We start from the raw sequence: 19,635 nt of genomic DNA on the forward strand, positions 1-19,635 counted from the left end.
CAAGGGGAGAGGGTGCACCGTCAACGCGGCGAACGAGCCGCCTCAGAACATCAGATTGTCCTTCACCAGAACCCAGCGGCCGCCCTTGATCTGCTGCACCTGGGTGATGGTGTTGGCGAGATGGTTGGTCTTGGAGAATGTCGTCGGCGGCGAACTGAAGATGTCGAGGAATTTGTCGCCGGACTCCAGCGCGTCGAGCATCTTCTGCCCGGTCAGGTCCTTGCCCGCCTTCTGCGCATAGAAGGCGAAGGTCATCACCGCATTGTATCCGATGATGGCCTGGCTGTTGGCATCGGTGCCGAACATCTTCTTGTAGTTGACCAGCCAGTCCTTGACCTTGCCCTTCGCCGTGTCCTCGTAGGGGATCTCGAAGGCACTCGCCGAATAGAGGCCTTCGACGGCGTCCTTGCCGAGCATGGGCACCTCCATCACGTTGACGGGCGTGGCACCGAGGAAGGTGACGTCCCAGCCGAGCTTCTTGGCCTCGGTCATGGTGCCGATGGGCTCACGGAGGATCGCGCCGAGCACGACGAGGTCGCAGCCGTCGGACTTCATCTTGGCCACCTGGGCGCTGAAGTCGGAGGCGCCGCGCTTGTAGCTCGTGATCGAGGCCGGCTGCACCTTCATGGCCGACAGTTGCTGGTTGAAGCCGTCGAGCACGTTTTTGCCGTACTCGTCGTCCTGATGCATGATGCAGGGCTTCTTGAAATTCTTCCACTCCATCATGTATTTCAAAGCCGCGCGCGTGCTCTCGACATAGGGCAGGAGATTACTGAACTTCAGCCGCTCCTGCGGCTTGGCCGCATCGAGCTTGTAGGTGAATTCGGCCGCCGTCAGCGGGAAGAGCTGAAGTACGCCGGCGTCGAGCAGGATGTCCTGCGCAGCGAGCACGGTCGGCGATCCCATCGGCCCGACCATCGCAAAAATCTTGTCGCGCTCGATCAGCTTTTGCGAAGCCAGCACGGCCTTTTTCGGATCGTAGCCGCTGTCCTCGACCACCAGTCGAATCTTGCGGCCGTTGACGCCCCCGGCGGCGTTGACCTCCTCGACCGCCATCTTCATGCCGTTGGAGACCGGCACGCCCCAGCCCTTGATCGGACCGGACAGATCCTGATGGGTGCCGATGACGATCTCGGCGGCCGAGATGCCTTCATTGGTGACCTTGGTCTGCGCCGCGGCCGGCAGATGCGTGAGCACCACCGCGCCCACCGCAAGGCCGACCGCCCTGAACGATTTCGACATTGACGTCTCCTCTCCCTGGCCCGTGTTGCGCGAAGGGCGTGGCCATCGCTGCTTCGCTGTCTTCAGCCTCTTTTTCGCATGGCCCTTATCGGAAAACCGGTTCCCACTTTTCCGGGGCCATGCGCCTCACGCCACCGCGCGCTCGCGATACATCGCATCGATCTCGGTGGCGTAGCGCTTGTTCACGAAGCTGCGCTTCAGCTTCATGGTCGGCGTCAGCTCCTCGTCCTCAGGCGTGAGCTGGCGTTCGATCAGGTAGAACTTCTTGATGGTCTCGACGCGGGCGAAATTGGCGTTGACCGCCTCGATCTCGCGCTGGATCAGGCTCTGGATCTCCATCGCCCGGCACAGGCTCGCATAGTTGGTGAAGGGGATGTCGTGGTCCTGCGCGAATTTTTCGACGTTCTCCTGGTCGATCATGACGAGGCAGGTCAGATACGGCCGCTTGTCGCCGATCACGACGGCGTCCGAGATGTAGGGCGAGAATTTGAGCTGGTTCTCGATCTCCGACGGCGTGATGTTCTTGCCGCCGGAGGTGATGATGATGTCCTTCATCCGGTCGGTGATCTTGACGAAGCCTTCGTCGTCGATGGCGCCGACGTCGCCGGTGTGCAGCCAGCCAAGCGGATCGATGGTCTCGGCGGTCTTCTCCGGCTGGTTCAGATAGCCCATGAACAGGAAGTCGCCCCTGATCAGGATCTCGTTCTCGGGCGACAGGCTGACCTCGCCCCACGGCACGGCCTTGCCGACCGAGCCAAGCTTGATGCGGTCCGCGGGCATCAGCGTCGCCACGCCGCAATTCTCGGTCTGGCCGTAGACCTCGTGCATGTCGATGCCGAGCGCCAGATACCAGCGGATCAGGTCCGGCGAGATCGGCGCCGCGCCCGTGAACGCGGTGTGGCAGCGATCGAGCCCGATCATGCGGCGGATGTTGCGGAACACCAGCCAATAGGCGAAGCGGTTGGCGATCTTCAGCGGCAGCGACGGCCGGCCGCCCTCGATCCGGCAATCGGTCATGCGGAAGCCGATGTCGATGGCGCGGCGATAGACCCATTGCTGGAGCGGCGTCGCATCCTTCAGCGCGATGGTGACGGCCGAGTAGAACTTTTCCCAGACGCGCGGCACCGCGAGAAACGTGGTCGGCTGCACCTCGCGCAGATTGTCCGGCACCGTCTCCGGGCTCTCGGCAAAATTCATCACCGAACCCAGCGCAACGGAGATGTAGTAACCACCGACGCGCTCGGCGACGTGGCAGAGCGGCAGGAAGATCAGCCGCTCCTCGTGCTCCTGCGCCGGAATGAAATCATTGGCGTGCCGCATCTGATGCACGACACTGCGATTGGCATGCATCGCGCCCTTGGGCGGGCCGGTCGTGCCCGACGTGTAGACGAGGACCGCGAGATCGTCGCGGCCGCGGCTGTCGATCATCTCCTGCCATAGCATCTCGCGGCCCACCATGTGGTTGCGGCCGAGCGCGCGGAATTCGTCGAGCGACATCACCATGTCGTCGATGAAGCCGCTCAACCCCTCCATGTCGAACACGATGATCTTCCGGAGCGTCGGGCAGCGCGCGCGGCAGGCCAGCACCTTGTCGAGCTGCTCCTCGTCCTCGGCGAAGATCACCTTCGTCGCGGAATCGTTGACGAGATATTCGACCTGCGCCGAGGAGTCGGTCGGATAGATGCCCGAGGACACGCCGCCGGCGCACAAAATGCCCATGTCGGCATAGACCCATTCCGGCACCGCGTTGCCGATGATGGAGGCGACGTCGCCGGGCGCGAAGCCGGATGCGTGCAGCGCGTAGGCGACCTCCTTCGAGATCCCCAGCCATTGCCGCCAGCTCGTCGGCTGCCAGATGCCGAACTTCTTCTCGCGGATCGCGGGGCCATCGCCCCGCGTCTCAGCCGCGAGCAGAAAACTCTTCGCGATCGTATCGGCGACCGTCAGCACCGCCGGTCTGGCCATGCCCGCTTCCTCCTTGTCCCTCCGCCCCCTCCCACTGCCTGCCTTGCCGGCGGTCTATGTCTGGTGAGGGACCACCACATCTAACGCCTAGTCTTTTTTAACGCCAAGTTTTCTTCTTTTTCCAGCGCCGTTCACCGCGGGCGCCTGCTTCCTTGGCCCCAAGGTAAAATTCCTGGATGTCCTGGGAATGTATCAAGCGGTCGCAGCTGTCGTTCATGACGACACGGCCGATCTCCAGCACGTAGCCATAATGGGCAGTCTCCAGCGCCACCTTGGCATTCTGCTCGACCAGCAGGATCGACATGCCCTGCTCCTCGTTGACGCGGCGGATGATCGTGAAAATCTCCTTCACGAGGAGCGGCGACAGGCCGAGCGAAGGCTCGTCGAGAAGCAGCAGCGTCGGCCGGTTCATCAGCGCGCGCCCGATCGCGAGCATCTGCTGCTCGCCGCCCGAGAGCTGGCCGGCCGGCTGGTTGATGCGCTCGCGCAATCGCGGGAAATAGCCGTAGACGCGCTCCAGATCATCCGCGACGCCGTCACGGTCCTTGCGCGGATAGGCGCCCATCATCAGGTTCTCGCGCACCGAGAGGAACGGGAACACCTCCCGCCCCTCCGGCACGTGGCTGAGGCCGAGGCGCACGATCTTGTCGGCCTCCATGCGCTGGATCGATCTGCCCATGAACTCGATCGAGCCCTTCTGCGGATCGAGAATGCCCGAGATGGTCTTCAGCACGGTGGTCTTGCCGGCGCCGTTGGCGCCCAGCAGCGTGACGATGCGGCCGCGCGGCACCTCGAGAGAGATGCCACGGATCGCCATGATCGGCCCGTAGTAGCTCTCGACATTGCTGAGCTTGAGGATGATGTCTGATTTGACGGCTGCGTCCATCGCATCAGGCTCCGAGATAGGCGGCGACGACGTCGGGATGCTGCTGCACCTCGGACGGAGAGCCCATTGCCAGTACGCGGCCGTAGTTCAGCGCGATGACGCGATCGGAGACGCGGTTGACCAGCGACATGTCGTGCTCGACCATCAGGACGGTGATGCCGAGCTCGTTCTTCAGGTCGCGGATCCAGAACGACATGTCGTCGGTCTCCTCCACGTTCAGCCCCGACGACGGCTCGTCCAGCAGGATCAGTTTCGGCTCGGAGCAGAGCGCGCGGGCGAGCTCGATCACCTTGCGCACGCCGTAGGGCAGGCCCGAGATCAGCTTGTCGCGATAGGGCTCGAGATCGAGGAATTCGATGACCTGCTCGACCCGGCGACGGTGCACCTTCTCGTTGGCCCGCACGCTCGGCAGGAACAGGAACTCCTGCCAGAGCTGCGTGGTCGAATGACGGTGACGCCCGACCAGGAGATTGGCGAGCACGCTCGCATTCTCGAACAGCTCGATGTTCTGGAAAGTGCGGGCGATGCCGAGCTTTGCGATGTCGTAGGGCGGCTGTTCCGTGATGTCCTGGTCCTCGAAGAAGATTTTGCCCGAGGTGGGACGATAGATCCGCGAGATCAGGTTGAAGATCGAGCTCTTGCCGGCGCCGTTCGGGCCGATGATCGAAAGGATCTCGCCCTTCTCGACGGCGAAGGAGACGGCATCGACCGCCTTGAGGCCACCGAAATGCAGCGACAGATTCTCGGCGCGAAAATAGCTCATCGGTTCCGCTCCGACTTCACGTAGATCTTCTGCCGCTTGAAGGTGGCACGCTTGTAGAGCGGGAAGAGCTGGAAGAAGAGTTTTATCTTCAGCCAGCGGCCGTAGATGCCGAGCGGCTCGAACAGCACGAACAGCATGATGATGATTCCGTAGATCGCGCCCTTCAAGCCGTTGAGCGAGGCGAACGCGGCGACGCTCGACTGGATGCTGGCGGCCCGCTCCTTGCCCGCGCCGAACGTGGCGGCAACGCCGGCGATGATGCCGGGCATATCGTCCTTGAGGTATGTCAGGAACGGATCGATCATCACGATGAAGATCGCGCCCAGCACCGCGCCGTGCAGGCTGAAGGTGCCGCCGATCAGGATCACGATGATGAACTCGATCGAGAGCTGCAGTGTGAACATCTCCGGCGAGATGAAGGAGAGCTTGTGCGCGAACAGCACGCCGGCAAAGCCTGTTATCGCCGCCGAGATCGCGAACGACTTCACCTTGTAGAGCGCGACATTGACACCCATGCTGCGCGCCGCGGTCTCGGAATCGCGGATCGCGACGAAGGCGCGCCCCGTGGGCGAGCGCAGCAGATTGAGCGTGCCGACGATGGTCAGCACCAGCACGGCCAGGCAAAGGAAATAGAAGGCGGGACTGTCGCGCGGCACGGGGACGCCGAGCAGCGACAGCGTCTTGATCCGCATGCCCTCGTTGCCATTGGTGACGCTCTCCCAGCGCGCCAAGATCTCCTCGACGATCAGGGCAAAGGAGATGGTGGCGATGACGAGATAGATGCCGGTCAGGCGCAGCGCCGGGAAGCCGACCATGGCGCCGATGATGCCGGTCAAAAGTCCAGCGGCGAGGAAGTAGACCGGGAACGGCACGTTGTACTTTTGCAAATAGGCCGCCGTGTAGGCGCCGATCGCGAGGAACGCGGCATGGCCGAGCGAGGCTTGCCCCGTGAAGCCGGTCAGGATCAACAGCGCCACACCGACGGTCGCATAGATGCAGACGAAGACGAGCTGGCTCATCAGATAGCTGGAGAGCATGTAGGGTGCCGCCAGCAGCAGAGCGAGCAGGATGCCGTAGGAGACGTAATAGCCGGAATGCGGGAACAACTTGATGTCGTCTTCGTAGTCGGTCTTGAACAAGAATCGCATGGCGTTCAGACCTTCTTGCGGACGTGGAGGCCGAACAGGCCTTCGGGCTTCAGGAGCAACACGGCGAGCAGCACGATGTAGGGCGCGACGTCCTTCCAGCCTTCGGGCAGATAGAAGCCGGCCATGCTCTCGATCACGCCGATCAGGACGCCGCCGACGACAGCGCCGGGGATTGAGCCAAAGCCGCCGAGCACTGCGGCGGGAAACGCCTTCAGGCCGAGCACGAGGCCGACATTGGAATGGATGAAGGTGATCGGCGCCAGCAGCACGCCGGCGCAGGTCGCAACCGCAGCACTGATGGCCCAGACGATCGACACCACGCGCTTAACCGGAATGCCCATGTAATAGGCCGCCAGCATGTTCTCGGAACTCGCGCGCATGGCAGTGCCAAGCGTGGTCTTGTTGAAGAACAGATAGAGCAGCGTGCACAGGATCATCGTCGCCGCGATCACCGAGAGCTTGTCATAGGCGAGCACCAGCGAGCCGATGCGCAGCACGCCCTGGCTGAACGGCGTCTCGATCTTGAGATCGTCGGTGCCCCAGATCATGCCGGCGATCGAGCGCAGGAAGTAGCCGAGCCCGATGGTCGCCATGATGATGGAGAATTGCGGGTAGCCGAGGATCGGCCGCACCACGACCCGCTCGGCCAGCATGCCGAACAGCGCCATGGCGGCGACTGCGCCGGCGAAGCCGAGCCAGTAGTTCAGGCCCATCATGCCGATGAAGGTGAAGGCGAAGAAGCCGCCCAGCATCATCAAATCGCCCTGGGCGAAGTTGACGACCTCGGTTGCCTTGTAAACGAGCACGAAACCGAGCGCGATCAGGCCGTACACGCAGCCGAGCGCGACGCCGCTGACGAGCTGCTGAACGAAGTCCAGCATGGCCGTTTACCCTCCCCGATGCAGACAGCGGCTCTTTTGGCCGCCTTTTCGCATCTTGTGTCCAGTCGCTACGCAGCGATTCGTGCCGCTGTCGTGCGTCATTTGCCCTGAAGCAATTCAGCCTGAACCGCCAAGCGCTGTCAACAAACGCTAAAGTCGAGCATTCCCGGATGACGGAATTTGCAGCAACGCGATTCACGGTGCCGAAACATCTTCGGGTCATGGTCACGAGCAATACAAAACCGGGCGGTGTCCTTGTCATGAAGCCGGAAAATTCGGCACTCGACGTGCGAGGGTTAACGAAGCGTTTTGACCGTTTGGCGGTCGATTCCCTCGATCTCACCATTCACGCCGGTGAATTCTATGCCCTGGTCGGCCCGAACGGTGCGGGCAAGACCACCACTCTGCGCATGGTCGCAGGCCTGTTGCGGCCGGATGCGGGCGCGGTTTCGATCTTCGGTGTCGATGCGCTCGCCGATCCCGTCGCGGCCAAGCAAGTGATGGCGTGGGTGTCCGACGAGCCCATGATCTATGACAAGTTGACGCCGCTCGAATATCTCGAATTCGTCGCCGGTCTCTGGGGCGTCGATCCCGCAACCTCCGAACCCGCCGCGCAAGAACTCCTGACATCGCTCGGGCTCGAGGCGCACAAGCACGAGCGCTGCGAGGGATTTTCCAAGGGCATGCGCCAGAAGGTGGCGCTCGCCGGCGCGCTGGTCCACGATCCCCGCCTCATCATCCTCGACGAGCCACTCACCGGCCTCGACGCCGTCTCGGCGCGTCATGTAAAGGGGCTGCTGGCAGAACGCGTCCGCGCCGGATGCACGGTCATCATGACCACGCATATCCTGGAGGTCGCCGAACGGATGGCCGACAGGATCGGCGTGATCGCATCGGGCCGCCTGGTCGCGGAAGGCACGCTCGCCGAGCTGCGCCAGCAGAACGGCCATACCGACACCAGCCTTGAAGATCTCTTCATCGCGCTGGTTACGCTCGAGGCCGCATGAGCTCGGCCACGGCCCTCTCATGGTTCGCGCGCCACGAGCTTCGGCTCGCCTGGCGCGAATGGCTTGCGTTGATGACGGGCGGACGGCGCAAGCGGAAGCGCGCCGCGGTGATCGGCCTCGTGCTCTTCGCCGCGATCCTGCATCTGCCGGCCTGGGCGGTGATCGGCCGCTTCGCCGATTTGCAGATGCCAATCGACAAGCCCTCGCTGATCGTGATCTCGTCGACGATCGTGCTAGCCTGGGCCCTGATGCTGTCGCAGGCGATCGAATCGGTGACGCGCGTGTTCTACGCCCGCGCCGACCTTGATCTCATCATGTCCTCGCCGGCAAAGCTCACCAATCTGTTCTCGGTGCGGATCGCGGCGATCGCGCTTGCGATCACGACGATGGCGCTCCTGCTGTCGACGCCGTTCATCGACGTGCTCGTGATCGGCGGCGGACCGCGATGGCTCGCGGCTTTCGGCGTGGTCATCGCCATGGGCCTGTCGGCTGCGGCAATCGCGATCGCCATCACCATCCTCCTGTTCCGGCTGATCGGGCCGGCGCGGACGCGCTTCATCGCACAGATCGTTGCCGCGATCATCGGCGCCGGCTTCGTGATCGCGCTGCAGATTGCGGCGATCATGTCCTACGGCACGCTGTCGCGCTTTGCAGTGCTGACCTCGGAGTCGGCTGCCGCCTACGCGCCCAACACGGACAGCATCGTCTGGTGGCCGGCGCGCGCGACAATGGGCGAGAGCGAGCCGCTCTTGCTCTTGCTCGCGCTCGGCCTCGTGCTGCTCGGCAGCGTGATGGCGTTGTTCTCGGGCCGATTTGCCGACACCGCAATCGACGCGGCCGCCTATGGCACGCCGGGCCGCAAGACCGCGCGCGAACGGCGGTTCCGCAGCGGTTCGCGGCAGCAGGCGCTGCGGCGCAAGGAATTCATGCTGCTGTGGCGCGATCCCTGGCTGATCTCGCAGACGCTGATGCAGCTCCTCTATCTGGTGCCGCCGGCGCTGCTGCTGTGGCGCAGCTTTGCCGACAGTTCTGCCGCGCTGGTGCTGATCACGCCAGTCATCGTGATGGCCGCCGGACAACTCGCAGGCGGCCTCGCCTGGCTGACCATATCGGGCGAGGACGCTGCCGATCTGGTCGCGACCGCGCCGCTTACGCCCTCGCGCATGATCCGCGCCAAGATCGAGGTGGTGCTGATCGCCATCGCCGTTATCTTCGCGCCGCTGATTGCGGCGCTCGCCTTCGCCTCGGTTAACCAGGCCGCGATCACCGCAGGCGCGATCTTCATCAGCGCGGCCTGCGCCATCGCGATCCAGCTCTGGTTCCGGGTGCAGGCCAAGCGCAGCCAGTTTCGCCGCCGCCAGACCTCCTCGCGGCTCGCAACGTTTGCGGAAGCCTTTTCCTCCATCGGCTGGGCCGCCAGCGCCGCGTTGCTGCTGGCGATCCCCATCGCCGGCCTCGTCAGCGGCCTGATCACCGCGAGCCTGGTTGCCGCCACCTGGAAGTTCAGCCCGCGGCGGGACTAGCCCTGCGACACTGACGCGCTGTTGATTGCGGCCTGTTGGCCGCCAGCCGGATTGCACGTTACACTCGGCAAAACCCTCCCTGGGGACGGACCCATGTGGCGACTGCTATCCGCGGCGCTTGCGCTGCTCGGCGCGACCCTGACACCTGCCTTCGCGCAGCAGGTCCAGCGCAGCGAATGCCTGGCGATGGCAAATGCGCCGCCCCGCGCGACGCCAGTGGCGTTCCGGCAGGCGGCGGCCGCGCCCGAAGTCGAGATCACCTATGCCGGCCATTCCACCTATGTCATCGACACGCCGGGGGGCTTGCGGATCGCGACCGACTATAGCGGCGCCTATCAGGTCGGCCGGCTGCCCGACGTCGCGACCATGAACAAGGCCCACAGCACGCACTACACTCTGTACCCCGACAAGCGCATTCCGAACGTGCTGCATGGCTGGGGCGAGGACGGCAAGCCGGCGCTGGTCTCGACCCGGATCGGTGACACCTTCATCCGCAACGTCACGACTGACATCCGCCGCTATTTTGGCGACGATTTCGGCATCGACATGATCCGCGACGGCAATTCGATCTTCATCTTCGAGGTTGCGGGCCTCTGCATCGGCCATCTCGGCCACCTCCACCACAAGCTCGACGACTCCCATTTTGCCCAGATCGGGCGGCTCGACATCGTGATGGTGCCGATCGACGGCACCTACACCATGTCGCTGGGCGGCATGTCCGAGATCACCAAGCGGTTGCGCTCCTCGGTGGTGCTGCCGATGCACCGCTTTGCGACTCCGCTCGACGAATTCATGCGCCGGATCGGCCAGGAATTCGAGATCGACCGGCGGCTCGAACGCAGTTTCCGGATCTCACGGGATTCGCTGCCGAGCACGCCGACGGTCATCATTCTGGACGGCGTGTGACGGGGCCGACGCCGGCGCAATTTTCTCCAAGCCGCCTGTCGCGTTCCGTGGTGATCTCTCCGCAACGGGAGAGATCACATGAGCGACTTTGCAAGATTGCTGCATGCGGACGGGCCGAACGCGGAGCATGCCCGCGCCCTCAACCTCTACGGCCGCTTTGTCGGCGATTGGGACGCCGAGATCACGGTCCACGCGCCCGACGGGACGGCGCACCGCGCCGCCGGCGAGATCCATTTCGGCTGGGTGCTGGAGGGGCGCGCGGTGCAGGATGTCTGGATGATCCCGCGACCGGCCGGCGCGCCGCCTTTCCCGATTGCCGGCAACTGGTACGGCACGACGCTGCGCGTCTATGACCCGACCATCGACGCCTGGCGCATCTATTGGATGGACCCGGGCCGCAGCGTGTTCCGCCAGCAGATCGGCCGCGCCAAGGGCGAGGACATCGTCCAGGAAGGCACGACCGAGTCCGGCGACCTCTCGCGCTGGAGCTTTACAAGAATCACGCAAAATTCCTTCCATTGGCTTGGCGAGGCCAAGGCTGCCGCGGCGCCGGACTGGCGGCTGATGGTGGACGTGAAGGCGACGCGGCGCGCGGTGTAAGCCGCCGCTGCCCTGCTCCCGCCGGAGGATGCCATTGCGCGATGCGCGCTGCTGCGCGAGCCCGCGTGGTGTTAGCCTTCCCGGCAAAGAACAGAGGGGAGCGACGCCGATGGCTGCGAGCAGCATGCCCGCCAACAGAAGCGGACTTTTTGCCGATCCGCGCGAGGACTGGCTCGCGCTGCATCAGGAAGACATCATCGATCCCGCACGCCCAATCGTCGATCCGCATCACCACCTCTGGGACCGTGGCGGCCAGCGCTATCTGATCGAGGAGATGGCCGCCGACATCAACTCGGGCCACAACATCGTCGGCACGGTCTATGTCGATTGCCGCTCGATGTATCGCGCGCACGGGCCGGAAGCGTTCCGCCCGGTCGGCGAGGTCGAGTTCGCCAACGGCGTCGCCGCCATGAGCGCGAGCGGCGGCTATGGCAAGGCCGCGATCTGCGCCGGCATCGTCAGCCACGCCAACCTTCTGCTCGGCGATGAGGCCAAGGGCGTGCTGGAGGCCGAGATCGCCGCCGGCAACGGCCGCTTCCGCGGCATCCGCCATTCCTCCGCCTGGGACGAGGACCCGGCCGTTGCCGGCATGTATGCCAACCGGCCGAAGGGCCTGCTGCTCGACGCGACCTTCCGCAAGGGCTTCGCCTGCCTGGCACCGCTCGATCTCAGCTTCGACGCCTGGCTGTTTCATCCGCAGATCGGCGAGCTCGCCGATCTCGCGCGCGCCTTTCCCGACACCAAAATCGTGCTCGACCATTGCGGCGGGCCGGCCGGCGTCGGGCGTTTCGCGGGGAGGCGTAAGGAAGAATTCTTGGTCTGGCGCGCGTCGATCCGCGAGATCGCCAAATGCGAGAACGTCATGGTCAAGCTCGGCGGCCTCGCGATGTGGCTGCTCGGCTACGACTTCCATCTGCGCCCGAGGCCACCGTCTTCGGAAGAGGCGGCCGCGGCCTGGCGTCCCTATATCGAAACCTGCATCGAGGCCTTTGGCCCAAAGCGCGCGATGTTCGAAAGCAATTTTCCACCTGACAAGGGCCAGTGCAGCTATCAGGTGATCTTCAACGCCTTCAAGCGCATTGCAGCACCCCTGAGCGAGGCCGAGAAGACGGCGCTGTTCTCGCAGACCGCGACCGATTTCTACCGGCTCGAGCTGCCCGCCGCCTGACATGAAAAAAGGGCCGGGACTGACGTCCCGACCCTTCTCACGCTGGGAAGCGCCTTGTAGTAAAGCGCCTTGGGCGAAATCGTTAGCCGACGCCGACGAGGCTGGTGGAGCCACGCTCGCCGGGAGCGAAGAACATCCGCTTCAACTTGTTGACGGCGCGGATCACGAAGCCGAGCCAGACCGGGCTGGTCTTGCGGCAGAAGGCGATCTTCTTCACGTGGCCCTCGACATGCCACTTGGCGTGCGCGCCGTCGCGGAAGAAGATGACATCGCCGACGCCGTAACGCTTCGGCGGCATGCCATCGCTTTCGAGCACGATCGATCCTTCCAGGATCATGATCGTCTCGTCGAAATCATAGTACCAGTTGAACTTGCCCTCGGTGCAGTGCCAGATCAGCGAGGTGGCGGTGCCGTCCGCGCTGGTCGAGAGCGCATGCGAGCTGGCTTGCGGGTTGCCTTCGATGATCCAGCTCGGCTCGATCGGCGCAGGCTTGAGCTCGACGTTGCAATGGCCGGTTTCAATAAGCGACATCGGAGCACCTCGAAGGATTGATAAAGTGTAAATGCCGGCGCGGGCCGGCTCCAAAACGATGCCGAAGACGCTAGTTGTCGTTTTTTAATTCTTCCTTACGCAACGCCGAGGAATCAGCCGCAAGTTGCAGAAGCGACGGGCTTAGCGCTGGTTTCCCTTGCAGATTCCGGCATATAACGCCGCGCTCTCCCGGCATGCGACAAAAAGCGCGAGACCTCGGGCGAGGCCTCGCGCATGGATTGACGTTCAGTTCCAGCCGGCTTAGCGCGCCCACTCACCCTTGCGGAACACCGGCTCCTTGCTGCCGTCGGCGTGGATGCCGTCGATGTCGGTCTCGGCCGAGCCGATCATCCAGTCGATATGGATCAGGCTCTGGTTGCCGCCCTGCGCCGCGATCTGCTGCGGTGTCAGCTTGGCGCCGTTGACGAAGCATTTTGAATAGCACTGGCCGAGCGCGATGTGGGATGCCGCGTTCTCGTCGAACAGCGTGTTGAAGAACAACAGGCCGCTCTGCGAGATCGGCGAAGAATGCGGAACCAGCGCCACCTCGCCGAGCCGCCGCGCGCCCTCGTCGGTGTCGAGCACCTTGTTCAGGACTTCCTCGCCGCGCGAGGCCCTGGCCTCGACGATGCGGCCGTCCTCGAAACGCACGGCGATGTCATCGATCAGCGTGCCCTGGTAGGACAGCGGCTTTGAGCTCACCACGTGGCCGTAGACGCGCCGGCAGTGCGGCGTGGTGAAGACTTCCTCGGTCGGGATGTTGGCGTTGCAGCTGATGCCGTTCTTGGAGGTCGACGCGCCGCCCTCCCATTCGTGGCCGTCGGCAAGGCCGATGGACAGATCCGTACCCGGTCCGGTGTAATGCAGCGCGCGGAAGCGCTTGCCGTTGAGCCAGTTGGTGCGCTCGCGCAGCACCGCATTATGCTTGGCCCAATTGCCGATCGCGTCCTCGCGGTCGACGCGGGATGCCGCAAAAATCGCATCCGCCAGCTTGCCGATCGCCACGTCCTCGGCGTCATCGGGGAAGACCTGCTTGGCCCACGACGCGCTCGGATAGGCGATGATGTTCCAGTTGGTGTCGAAATTGACGATCTTCTCCAGCGCCGGCTGATAGGCCATGGAATTGGCCTTGCTGGCACGGGCGACCTTTGACGGATCCTCGCTCGACAGCAGCATCGGGTTGTCACCGACGATCGCGAGCCGCGCGGTGTTGTCCGAGAACGCCTTGGCCATGCCCTCGTAGAGCCAGTTGGCCGCGCGATCAAAGCTGTTGTCGTGGCCGTAGCGATAGCGCGACAGCGTCACCTCTTCGTCCGACAGGATCGGCGTGACGAGGCCGGCACCAGCCTTGTAGGCGTGGACCGCGATCCGCCGTACCAGCGGCAGCGCGACGGACGGCGCGGTCAGGAGCAGATCCTGGCCCGGCCGCAAACCCAAGCCCACCTTCACCGCCACCTCGGCCAGCCGGTCGAGTTTCGCGGGATCGATGGTCGTATTGGAATTGCGGTGGTCGGTCATGCCTGGTCCTCTGCGGGTCGTTCACTTGCATCTAAGTCTAGCATCGCATGGCACAAGAGCACGAGGCAATTGCGCGCAACGCAGCCAGATACGCAGTTTCACGCATTTTGGTTTTCAACGCGTTGAAGATTTGAGCACCCGATCGACCATTTCGGGGGCAAGACCGAGGTATTTTTTCGGTGAAGTCAGCGCCTCGATTGTGGCACGATCGATCCGGCTGGATATACGCGGATCGGCGGCGAGCGCGTCCGCCAGCCGAAGCCCCTTCTCGTTGGCGAGCCGGCAGGCGTCATAGACCACGTCATGCGCCTCCTGCCGCCCGATCTGCGGCGCAAGCCCCATCATGACGGCTTCTGCCACGATCAGCCCGCGGCTGATGGCGAGATTTTCATCCATCTTCTTTTCGTCCACGATGAGGCCGGCGAGTGCGAATTTCGCCTGATGCAGGGCGCCGGCGGTGAGCACGAAGCTTTCCGGGATCGCCATCCACTCGGCGTGCCAGGGGCCGGTGGCGCGCTCAAAGTCCTGCACCATGGCGTCCAGCATCAGGCCGGCGTGCTGGCGCACGGCCTTGGAAGCCGCGAGCATCAGCTCCGAGGAGATCGGGTTGCGCTTCTGCGGCATGGTCGAGGACGCGCCGCGGCCCTTGACGAAGGGTTCGTAGACCTCGGCGAACTCGGTCGAGGCCATGATCATGATGTCGAGCGCGATCTTGCCGAGCGAGCCGGTGACGAGTGCCAGGAAGTTCACGGCTTCCGCAAGGCCATCGCGCGCGACATGCCAGGTCGAGACGGGGACGGCGAGCTTCAATTCCTCGCAGAGTGCCTCCTGCACCGCGAGCCCCTTGTCCCCGAGCGAGGCCAGCGTGCCGGCGGCGCCGGCGAACTGGCCGACCAGAACGCGCGGCTTCAACTGGACGAGCCGCTCGGCATGGCGGTCGATCATCGCAAGCCAGATCGCGGTCTTGTAGCCGAAGGTGACGTGCAAGGCCTGCTGCAGATGGGTGCGCCCGGCCATCGGCGTGTCGCGATAGCGTTTCGACAAATTGGCGAGGATGCCGCGCAGGGCTGCGATATCCTCTTCGATGATCTCAAGACCTGCGCGGAGCTGCAGCACCACGGCGGTGTCCATGATGTCCTGCGTGGTCGCGCCCCAATGCACGTAGCGGCCGGCCTCTCCGCACTGCTTCACCATCTGATGCACCAGCGGGAGGATCGGATAGCCGACGATGTCGGTCTCCTGCCGCAGCAGGTCGAAATCGAGCTTGCTGACGTCGGTCCGTGCCGCGATCGCCTCCGCCGCCTCCTGCGGGATCACCCCGCACCGCGCCTCGGCTTTTGCCAGCGCCACCTCGACCTCGGCATAACGCGAGATCAACGCAAAGTCCGAAAACACCTCCCGCATCCGCGGCGTGCCGAAGGCATCGCGGAACAGGATGGAGTCGAGCACGGTGGTGGAGGTCGGAACGGCGGGCATGGGCGTTTCTTTATGGTTGGTGTTTGAATGGCGCAGATTACGCGGGAAGCGGTATCCGGCAATGGACATTCGCAGCTAGCAACGTAATGCGCCCCGTCATCCTGAGGTGCGCGCCTTGCGCAGCAAGGCGAGCCTCGAAGGATGAACGGCCCCCGCCGGTGGCCGTCGCCCTTCGAGGACCGCTAAAGAAGCGGCCACCTCAGGGTGACGGTGATGGACAGTCGCTCGTGACCTGCGACAAAAACCCCTGTCAACGGCTGACTTGCCCGGCTGATTTATGGCAAAACAGCCGCCCGATCCGCCGACCGATGAGGCCAAGCATGCCCGCGCCCAAACCGCCTGCCTTTGAAACCCTGAGCCTGCATGCGGGCCAGCATCCGGATCCCGTGACCGGCGCCCGCGCGGTGCCGATCTACCAGACGACGTCCTATGTCTTCCAGGATACCGATCACGCGGCGGCGCTGTTCAACCTGGAGCGCGCCGGGCACATCTACACGCGCATCTCCAACCCGACCACGGGCGTGCTGGAGGAGCGGCTGGCCGCGCTCGAAGGCGGCGTCGGCGCGATCTGCACCGCGAGCGGCCAGGCGGCGATGCATCTCGCCATCGCGACGCTGCTCAGTGCCGGCGACCACATCGTGGCATCAAGCTCGCTCTATGGCGGCACCATCAATCTGCTCGCGCATACGCTGCCGCGCTTCGGCATCACTACGACCTTTGTGAAGCCGCGCGACCTCGATGCTTTCCGCGCCGCCATCAAGCCGAACACAAGGCTCGTGATCGGCGAGACCATCGGCAATCCCGGACTGGAGGTGCTCGACATCCCCGCGGTTTCGAAGATCGCGCATGACGCGAAAATTCCGCTCTTGATCGACAACACTTTTGCCACGCCCTATCTCAGCCGCCCGATCGAGCTCGGGGCCGACATCGTCATGCATTCGGCGACCAAATGGATTGGCGGCCATGGCATCGCGATCGGCGGCGTCGTGATCGACGGTGGCCGGTTCGACTGGCGCGCCTCCGGCAAGTTCGCGGTGCTGACCGAACCTTATGCGGGTTATCACGGCATGGTCTTCGATGAGCAATTCGGCACGGCCGCCTTCATCATGCGCGCGCGCACCGAGGGCCTGCGCGATTTCGGCGCCTGCATGTCGCCGACCAACGCTTTCCAGCTCCTGCAAGGCGTCGAGACGCTTCCGGTCCGCATGGATCGTCACATGCAGAACACGCATCTCGTGCTGGAGGCGCTGAAGACCAACAAGGCGGTGGACTGGGTGCTGCATCCCTCGCTCGAGACCCATACCGACTACCAGCTCGCCAGGAAACTGCTGCCGCGCGGCGCGGGTTCGATCGTATCGTTCGGCATCAAGGGCGGGCGGCCAGCGGGGCGCAAATTCATTGAGTCGTTGCGGATGATCAGCCACCTCGCCAATGTCGGCGACGCCAAGACGCTGGTGATTCACCCCGCCTCCACCACGCATCAGCAGATGGATGCCGAGCAGTTGAAGGCCGCAGGCATCGGCGAGGAGCTGGTGCGACTGTCGGTCGGCATCGAAACCGCATCCGACATCATCGACGATCTCTCCCAGGCGCTCCGCATCTCGCAGAAGGTTTGACCCATGAAACTCTCCGTCAACGGCGCCGAGGTTTTCGTTGCGACCGGCGGTCGCGAATTCGACAAGTCGCTGCCATCAGTGGTCTTCATCCACGGCGCCGGCTTCGATCATTCGAGCTGGGCGCTGCATACGCGCTGGTTCTCCCATCATGGCTTTTCCGTGCTGGCGCCGGACCTGCCGGGCCATGGCCGCTCGGCCGGGCCGTCACTTTCCAGCATCGCCGAGATGGCCGACTGGACGTCGGCGCTGATATCAGCCGCCGGCGCGGCAAAGGCGCATCTGATCGGACACTCCATGGGATCGCTGATTTCGCTGGAGGCCGCCGCGCGTCATCCCGACAAAGTGTCGGCGCTGAGCCTGATCGGGACGGCGGCGACGATGACGGTCGGCCCTGATCTGCTGAAAGCGGCCGAGGCCAACGAGCAGGATGCGCTCGACATGGTCTCGATCTGGGGGCTCGGCTTCAAGGCCGAGCTGGGCGGCAGCCTCGCACCGGGATTGTGGATGCATGGCGGCGCGCAGGCGGTGCTGAAGCATTGCGAGCCGGGCGTGCTGTTCAAGGACCTCTCCGCCTGCAATTCCTATGCGAACGCGCTTGCCGCGGCGGCGACCGTGAAGGTGCCGACCACGCTCATTCTCGGCGAACGGGACATGATGACACCCGCCAAGGCCGGCAAGGCACTGGCCGCAGCGATCCCGCATGCGAAGACCGTCGTGGTGCCGGGCGCCGGCCACATGATCATGGCCGAACGCCCGGATGAATTGCTGGCGGCGCTCAGGGCCTGAGCGTCGGGGCTCAGGAGCCCGGAGTCCACTTCCAGACGATATCGGAGACGTTCACCGTCTTCGGGATCAGGCCGAGTTTCGCAAAGCGATCGGCGATTGCCTGCTGGCTCCTGATCACGTCCTGATCGAGCGGAACGACGCGATAGTTGGAGCGGTCGACGAAGCGCTTGACCGCCTCGATGTCGACGCCCGTTGCCTCCGACTGCGCCTTGGCCACGTCAGCGTGATGGCCGTCGGCCCACACGCCCTCGGAAGCGAAGGTCGCATTGAGCTTGGCGACCAGCGACGGATACTTCTCCACGAAGTCGGTGCCGGCGATGTAGAACGCGTTCGGCTTGTGCACATCCTTGTCGAAGGCAATCACGCGGGCCTGCTCCTTCAATTCGGCGAGCGCGAGATACGGATCCCAGATCGACCAGGCGTCGACCGAACCCTTGACGAAAGCCGCGGTCGCGTCCGCGGGCGCGAGCGGCGCCGGCGTGATGTCGCTCCAGGCAACGCCCGCCTTCTCCAGTGCACCGACAAGGAGATTATGAGCGCTCGATCCCTTGGCGAAGGCGATGCGCTTGCCCTTGAGGTCGGCGAGCGAATGAATCGGCGAATCCTTCGGTACGATGATCGCCTGTGTGGTGCCGTCAGACTTCACCGCCCCGACATAGCGAATTTTGGCGTTGCCGGCCTGCGCGAAGATCGGTGGAGAGTCGCCGACATAGCCGAAATCGACGCTGCCGACATTGATCGCTTCCAGCAGCGGCGGGCCGAACTGGAAGTCGATCCACTTGATCTCGATGCCGAGCGGCTTGAATGCGTTCTCCAGCGTCTGGCGTTGCCGCACCGCCGGGAAGAACCCGCCCTTCTGCGTGCCAATGCGGATTTCGGTCGGCTTGTCCTCGGCATGAACGGGTGCCGCAACCGCGGTCGCGAGCAGCAGCGCCGCGGTAAAAATGTGTCGTCGTGTGATCATGTCTTCTTCTCCTTTTCGGTCGGGTCGGGATCAGATGGCGAGCTGGTTGATGAGGTGACGCCGCTCCGTGAACACGGCGCGCGCCGCGCGCTCGGCGTCGCGGACCGAGCGGAACTGGCGGCCTTCGAGGCTGTCGAACAGGCGCTCGGAGGAGAAGAAGCGGAACCCACGCTCGTCGCGCGCGATGATCCCAGCGGTACGGTCGTGAATCTCGATGATGAAGGCTTTGGGCATGACTGTGCTTTCGCCGAGCAGTCGGCGTTCCTGTCTTGAAATTTGCGATCGGATGACTAGGAGGCGATCAGCAGCAACAACAGGGGCCCGTCGCCGCGGAGATGCAGCGATGCGTCATGCGCTTGCGCATGATGCTGTTCCGTCGCTGGTCAGTCGATCTCATGGTGCGGCTTTCGGCTCGTACAGTCTCGATGCCCAAAATATCGGGCGATTGATGCCATCGGTCAATGAAATGGCTATCCATATTTCATGCCGCGACGCGCGGACGCTTCTCCGCGTTCATGCGCCGGCAAACGGAATTGCCTCGCGGTGATGTCAGCACCGCCGCTGCATATAACGGCTCTGAGCAACCGGCGAGATGGGTAACAGTTCAAACCGACGACATGGGTAACACAATTCTTGTTTCGTTCAGGTCTGTTG

General features: G+C 63.9%; 19 protein-coding genes. 8 read left to right on the top strand and 11 right to left on the bottom strand.

Annotated elements, in window-relative coordinates:
- Positions 1-42: 42 nt before the first annotated feature.
- From JQ632_RS22655 to JQ632_RS22680, 6 genes are all read right to left on the bottom strand, one after another.
- A complete protein-coding gene (locus JQ632_RS22655; RefSeq protein WP_212404792.1) occupies positions 43-1,242 on the bottom strand; it encodes an ABC transporter substrate-binding protein in 1,200 nt (399 codons plus the stop codon).
- Positions 1,243-1,368: 126 nt separating this feature from the next.
- A complete protein-coding gene (locus JQ632_RS22660; protein ID WP_212404793.1) occupies positions 1,369-3,207 on the bottom strand; it encodes a long-chain fatty acid--CoA ligase in 1,839 nt (612 codons plus the stop codon).
- Between the two features lie 97 nt (positions 3,208-3,304).
- Positions 3,305-4,093: an ABC transporter ATP-binding protein gene (locus JQ632_RS22665; protein ID WP_212404794.1), complete on the bottom strand. Its 789-nt coding sequence runs from the start codon at positions 4,091-4,093 to the stop codon at positions 3,305-3,307.
- A 4-nt stretch (positions 4,094-4,097) separates the two neighbouring features.
- On the bottom strand, positions 4,098-4,856 hold the full coding sequence (locus JQ632_RS22670) for an ABC transporter ATP-binding protein (RefSeq protein WP_212404795.1): 759 nt from the start codon (positions 4,854-4,856) through the stop codon (positions 4,098-4,100).
- Entirely contained in the window at positions 4,853-6,004 is a 1,152-nt protein-coding gene (locus tag JQ632_RS22675) for a branched-chain amino acid ABC transporter permease (protein ID WP_212404796.1), read from the bottom strand. The genes JQ632_RS22670 and JQ632_RS22675 overlap by 4 nt, the downstream gene beginning before the upstream one ends.
- 5 nt (positions 6,005-6,009) lie before the next feature.
- Entirely contained in the window at positions 6,010-6,885 is an 876-nt protein-coding gene (locus tag JQ632_RS22680; protein WP_212404797.1) for a branched-chain amino acid ABC transporter permease, read from the bottom strand.
- A gap of 260 nt (positions 6,886-7,145) precedes the next feature.
- On the opposite strand from JQ632_RS22680, the gene JQ632_RS22685 reads away from it, so the two are divergent.
- The 5 genes from JQ632_RS22685 (at position 7,146) to JQ632_RS22705 (ending at position 12,089) form a co-directional block, all read left to right on the top strand.
- The gene (locus JQ632_RS22685; protein WP_212404815.1) at positions 7,146-7,892 is read left to right on the top strand and encodes an ABC transporter ATP-binding protein; all 747 of its coding nucleotides are present in this window, start codon (positions 7,146-7,148) and stop codon (positions 7,890-7,892) included.
- Positions 7,889-9,415, top strand: coding sequence for a permease (locus JQ632_RS22690; protein WP_212404798.1), 1,527 nt, complete (start codon positions 7,889-7,891; stop codon positions 9,413-9,415). The genes JQ632_RS22685 and JQ632_RS22690 overlap by 4 nt, the downstream gene beginning before the upstream one ends.
- A gap of 93 nt (positions 9,416-9,508) precedes the next feature.
- Positions 9,509-10,321 (top strand): MBL fold metallo-hydrolase, encoded by an 813-nt coding sequence (locus tag JQ632_RS22695; RefSeq protein ID WP_212404799.1) that lies wholly within the window; start codon positions 9,509-9,511, stop codon positions 10,319-10,321.
- 78 nt (positions 10,322-10,399) lie between these two features.
- Entirely contained in the window at positions 10,400-10,921 is a 522-nt protein-coding gene (locus tag JQ632_RS22700; RefSeq protein WP_212404800.1) for a hypothetical protein, read from the top strand.
- Between the two features lie 109 nt (positions 10,922-11,030).
- Complete coding sequence (locus JQ632_RS22705) at positions 11,031-12,089, top strand: amidohydrolase (protein WP_212404801.1); 1,059 nt, start codon at positions 11,031-11,033, stop codon at positions 12,087-12,089.
- A gap of 82 nt (positions 12,090-12,171) precedes the next feature.
- Here JQ632_RS22705 and JQ632_RS22710 read toward each other — a convergent pair whose 3' ends face one another.
- The 3 genes from JQ632_RS22710 to JQ632_RS22720 all read right to left on the bottom strand — a co-directional run bounded on the left by JQ632_RS22710 (position 12,172) and on the right by JQ632_RS22720 (position 15,615).
- Complete coding sequence (locus JQ632_RS22710) at positions 12,172-12,621, bottom strand: cupin domain-containing protein (protein WP_212404802.1); 450 nt, start codon at positions 12,619-12,621, stop codon at positions 12,172-12,174.
- 261 nt (positions 12,622-12,882) lie between these two features.
- Positions 12,883-14,139 carry an aminopeptidase gene (locus JQ632_RS22715; RefSeq protein WP_212404803.1) on the bottom strand — a complete coding sequence of 419 codons (1,257 nt, stop codon included), beginning with the start codon at positions 14,137-14,139 and terminating at the stop codon, positions 12,883-12,885.
- A gap of 114 nt (positions 14,140-14,253) precedes the next feature.
- Positions 14,254-15,615 carry an adenylosuccinate lyase family protein gene (locus JQ632_RS22720; RefSeq protein WP_212404804.1) on the bottom strand — a complete coding sequence of 454 codons (1,362 nt, stop codon included), beginning with the start codon at positions 15,613-15,615 and terminating at the stop codon, positions 14,254-14,256.
- 320 nt (positions 15,616-15,935) lie between these two features.
- On the opposite strand from JQ632_RS22720, the gene JQ632_RS22725 reads away from it, so the two are divergent.
- Positions 15,936-17,231, top strand: a complete 1,296-nt coding sequence (locus tag JQ632_RS22725) for an O-acetylhomoserine aminocarboxypropyltransferase (protein ID WP_212404805.1) — start codon at positions 15,936-15,938, stop codon at positions 17,229-17,231.
- Positions 17,232-17,234: 3 nt separating this feature from the next.
- Positions 17,235-18,017, top strand: a complete 783-nt coding sequence (locus JQ632_RS22730) for an alpha/beta fold hydrolase (protein WP_212404806.1) — start codon at positions 17,235-17,237, stop codon at positions 18,015-18,017.
- 10 nt (positions 18,018-18,027) lie between these two features.
- Here JQ632_RS22730 and JQ632_RS22735 read toward each other — a convergent pair whose 3' ends face one another.
- Together JQ632_RS22735 and JQ632_RS22740 are read right to left on the bottom strand one after the other, a co-directional pair.
- Positions 18,028-18,981 (bottom strand): aliphatic sulfonate ABC transporter substrate-binding protein, encoded by a 954-nt coding sequence (locus JQ632_RS22735; protein WP_212404807.1) that lies wholly within the window; start codon positions 18,979-18,981, stop codon positions 18,028-18,030.
- 30 nt (positions 18,982-19,011) lie between these two features.
- Positions 19,012-19,215: a hypothetical protein gene (locus JQ632_RS22740; protein WP_212404808.1), complete on the bottom strand. Its 204-nt coding sequence runs from the start codon at positions 19,213-19,215 to the stop codon at positions 19,012-19,014.
- A gap of 227 nt (positions 19,216-19,442) precedes the next feature.
- Here JQ632_RS22740 and JQ632_RS22745 point away from each other — a divergent pair.
- Positions 19,443-19,635: hypothetical protein (locus JQ632_RS22745; protein ID WP_212404809.1), on the top strand; the 193-nt coding region annotated here is incomplete at its 3' end.

The sequence above is a fragment of the Bradyrhizobium liaoningense genome, from assembly GCF_018130955.1.
Taxonomy (GTDB): Bacteria; Pseudomonadota; Alphaproteobacteria; order Rhizobiales; family Xanthobacteraceae; genus Bradyrhizobium; species Bradyrhizobium liaoningense_C.

Coding starts and splice junctions, on each gene's coding strand:
- JQ632_RS22655 (WP_212404792.1), bottom strand. CDS start 1,242: ATGTCGAAATCGTTCAGGGCGGTCGGCCTTGCGGTGGGCGCGGTGGTG.
- JQ632_RS22680 (WP_212404797.1), bottom strand. CDS start 6,885: ATGCTGGACTTCGTTCAGCAGCTCGTCAGCGGCGTCGCGCTCGGCTGC.
- JQ632_RS22660 (WP_212404793.1), bottom strand. CDS start 3,207: ATGGCCAGACCGGCGGTGCTGACGGTCGCCGATACGATCGCGAAGAGT.
- JQ632_RS22710 (WP_212404802.1), bottom strand. CDS start 12,621: ATGTCGCTTATTGAAACCGGCCATTGCAACGTCGAGCTCAAGCCTGCG.
- JQ632_RS22700 (WP_212404800.1), top strand. CDS start 10,400: ATGAGCGACTTTGCAAGATTGCTGCATGCGGACGGGCCGAACGCGGAG.
- JQ632_RS22735 (WP_212404807.1), bottom strand. CDS start 18,981: ATGATCACACGACGACACATTTTTACCGCGGCGCTGCTGCTCGCGACC.
- JQ632_RS22670 (WP_212404795.1), bottom strand. CDS start 4,856: ATGAGCTATTTTCGCGCCGAGAATCTGTCGCTGCATTTCGGTGGCCTC.
- JQ632_RS22705 (WP_212404801.1), top strand. CDS start 11,031: ATGGCTGCGAGCAGCATGCCCGCCAACAGAAGCGGACTTTTTGCCGAT.
- JQ632_RS22720 (WP_212404804.1), bottom strand. CDS start 15,615: ATGCCCGCCGTTCCGACCTCCACCACCGTGCTCGACTCCATCCTGTTC.
- JQ632_RS22740 (WP_212404808.1), bottom strand. CDS start 19,215: ATGCCCAAAGCCTTCATCATCGAGATTCACGACCGTACCGCTGGGATC.
- JQ632_RS22665 (WP_212404794.1), bottom strand. CDS start 4,093: ATGGACGCAGCCGTCAAATCAGACATCATCCTCAAGCTCAGCAATGTC.
- JQ632_RS22725 (WP_212404805.1), top strand. CDS start 15,936: ATGCCCGCGCCCAAACCGCCTGCCTTTGAAACCCTGAGCCTGCATGCG.
- JQ632_RS22715 (WP_212404803.1), bottom strand. CDS start 14,139: ATGACCGACCACCGCAATTCCAATACGACCATCGATCCCGCGAAACTC.
- JQ632_RS22730 (WP_212404806.1), top strand. CDS start 17,235: ATGAAACTCTCCGTCAACGGCGCCGAGGTTTTCGTTGCGACCGGCGGT.
- JQ632_RS22685 (WP_212404815.1), top strand. CDS start 7,146: ATGAAGCCGGAAAATTCGGCACTCGACGTGCGAGGGTTAACGAAGCGT.
- JQ632_RS22690 (WP_212404798.1), top strand. CDS start 7,889: ATGAGCTCGGCCACGGCCCTCTCATGGTTCGCGCGCCACGAGCTTCGG.
- JQ632_RS22695 (WP_212404799.1), top strand. CDS start 9,509: ATGTGGCGACTGCTATCCGCGGCGCTTGCGCTGCTCGGCGCGACCCTG.
- JQ632_RS22675 (WP_212404796.1), bottom strand. CDS start 6,004: ATGCGATTCTTGTTCAAGACCGACTACGAAGACGACATCAAGTTGTTC.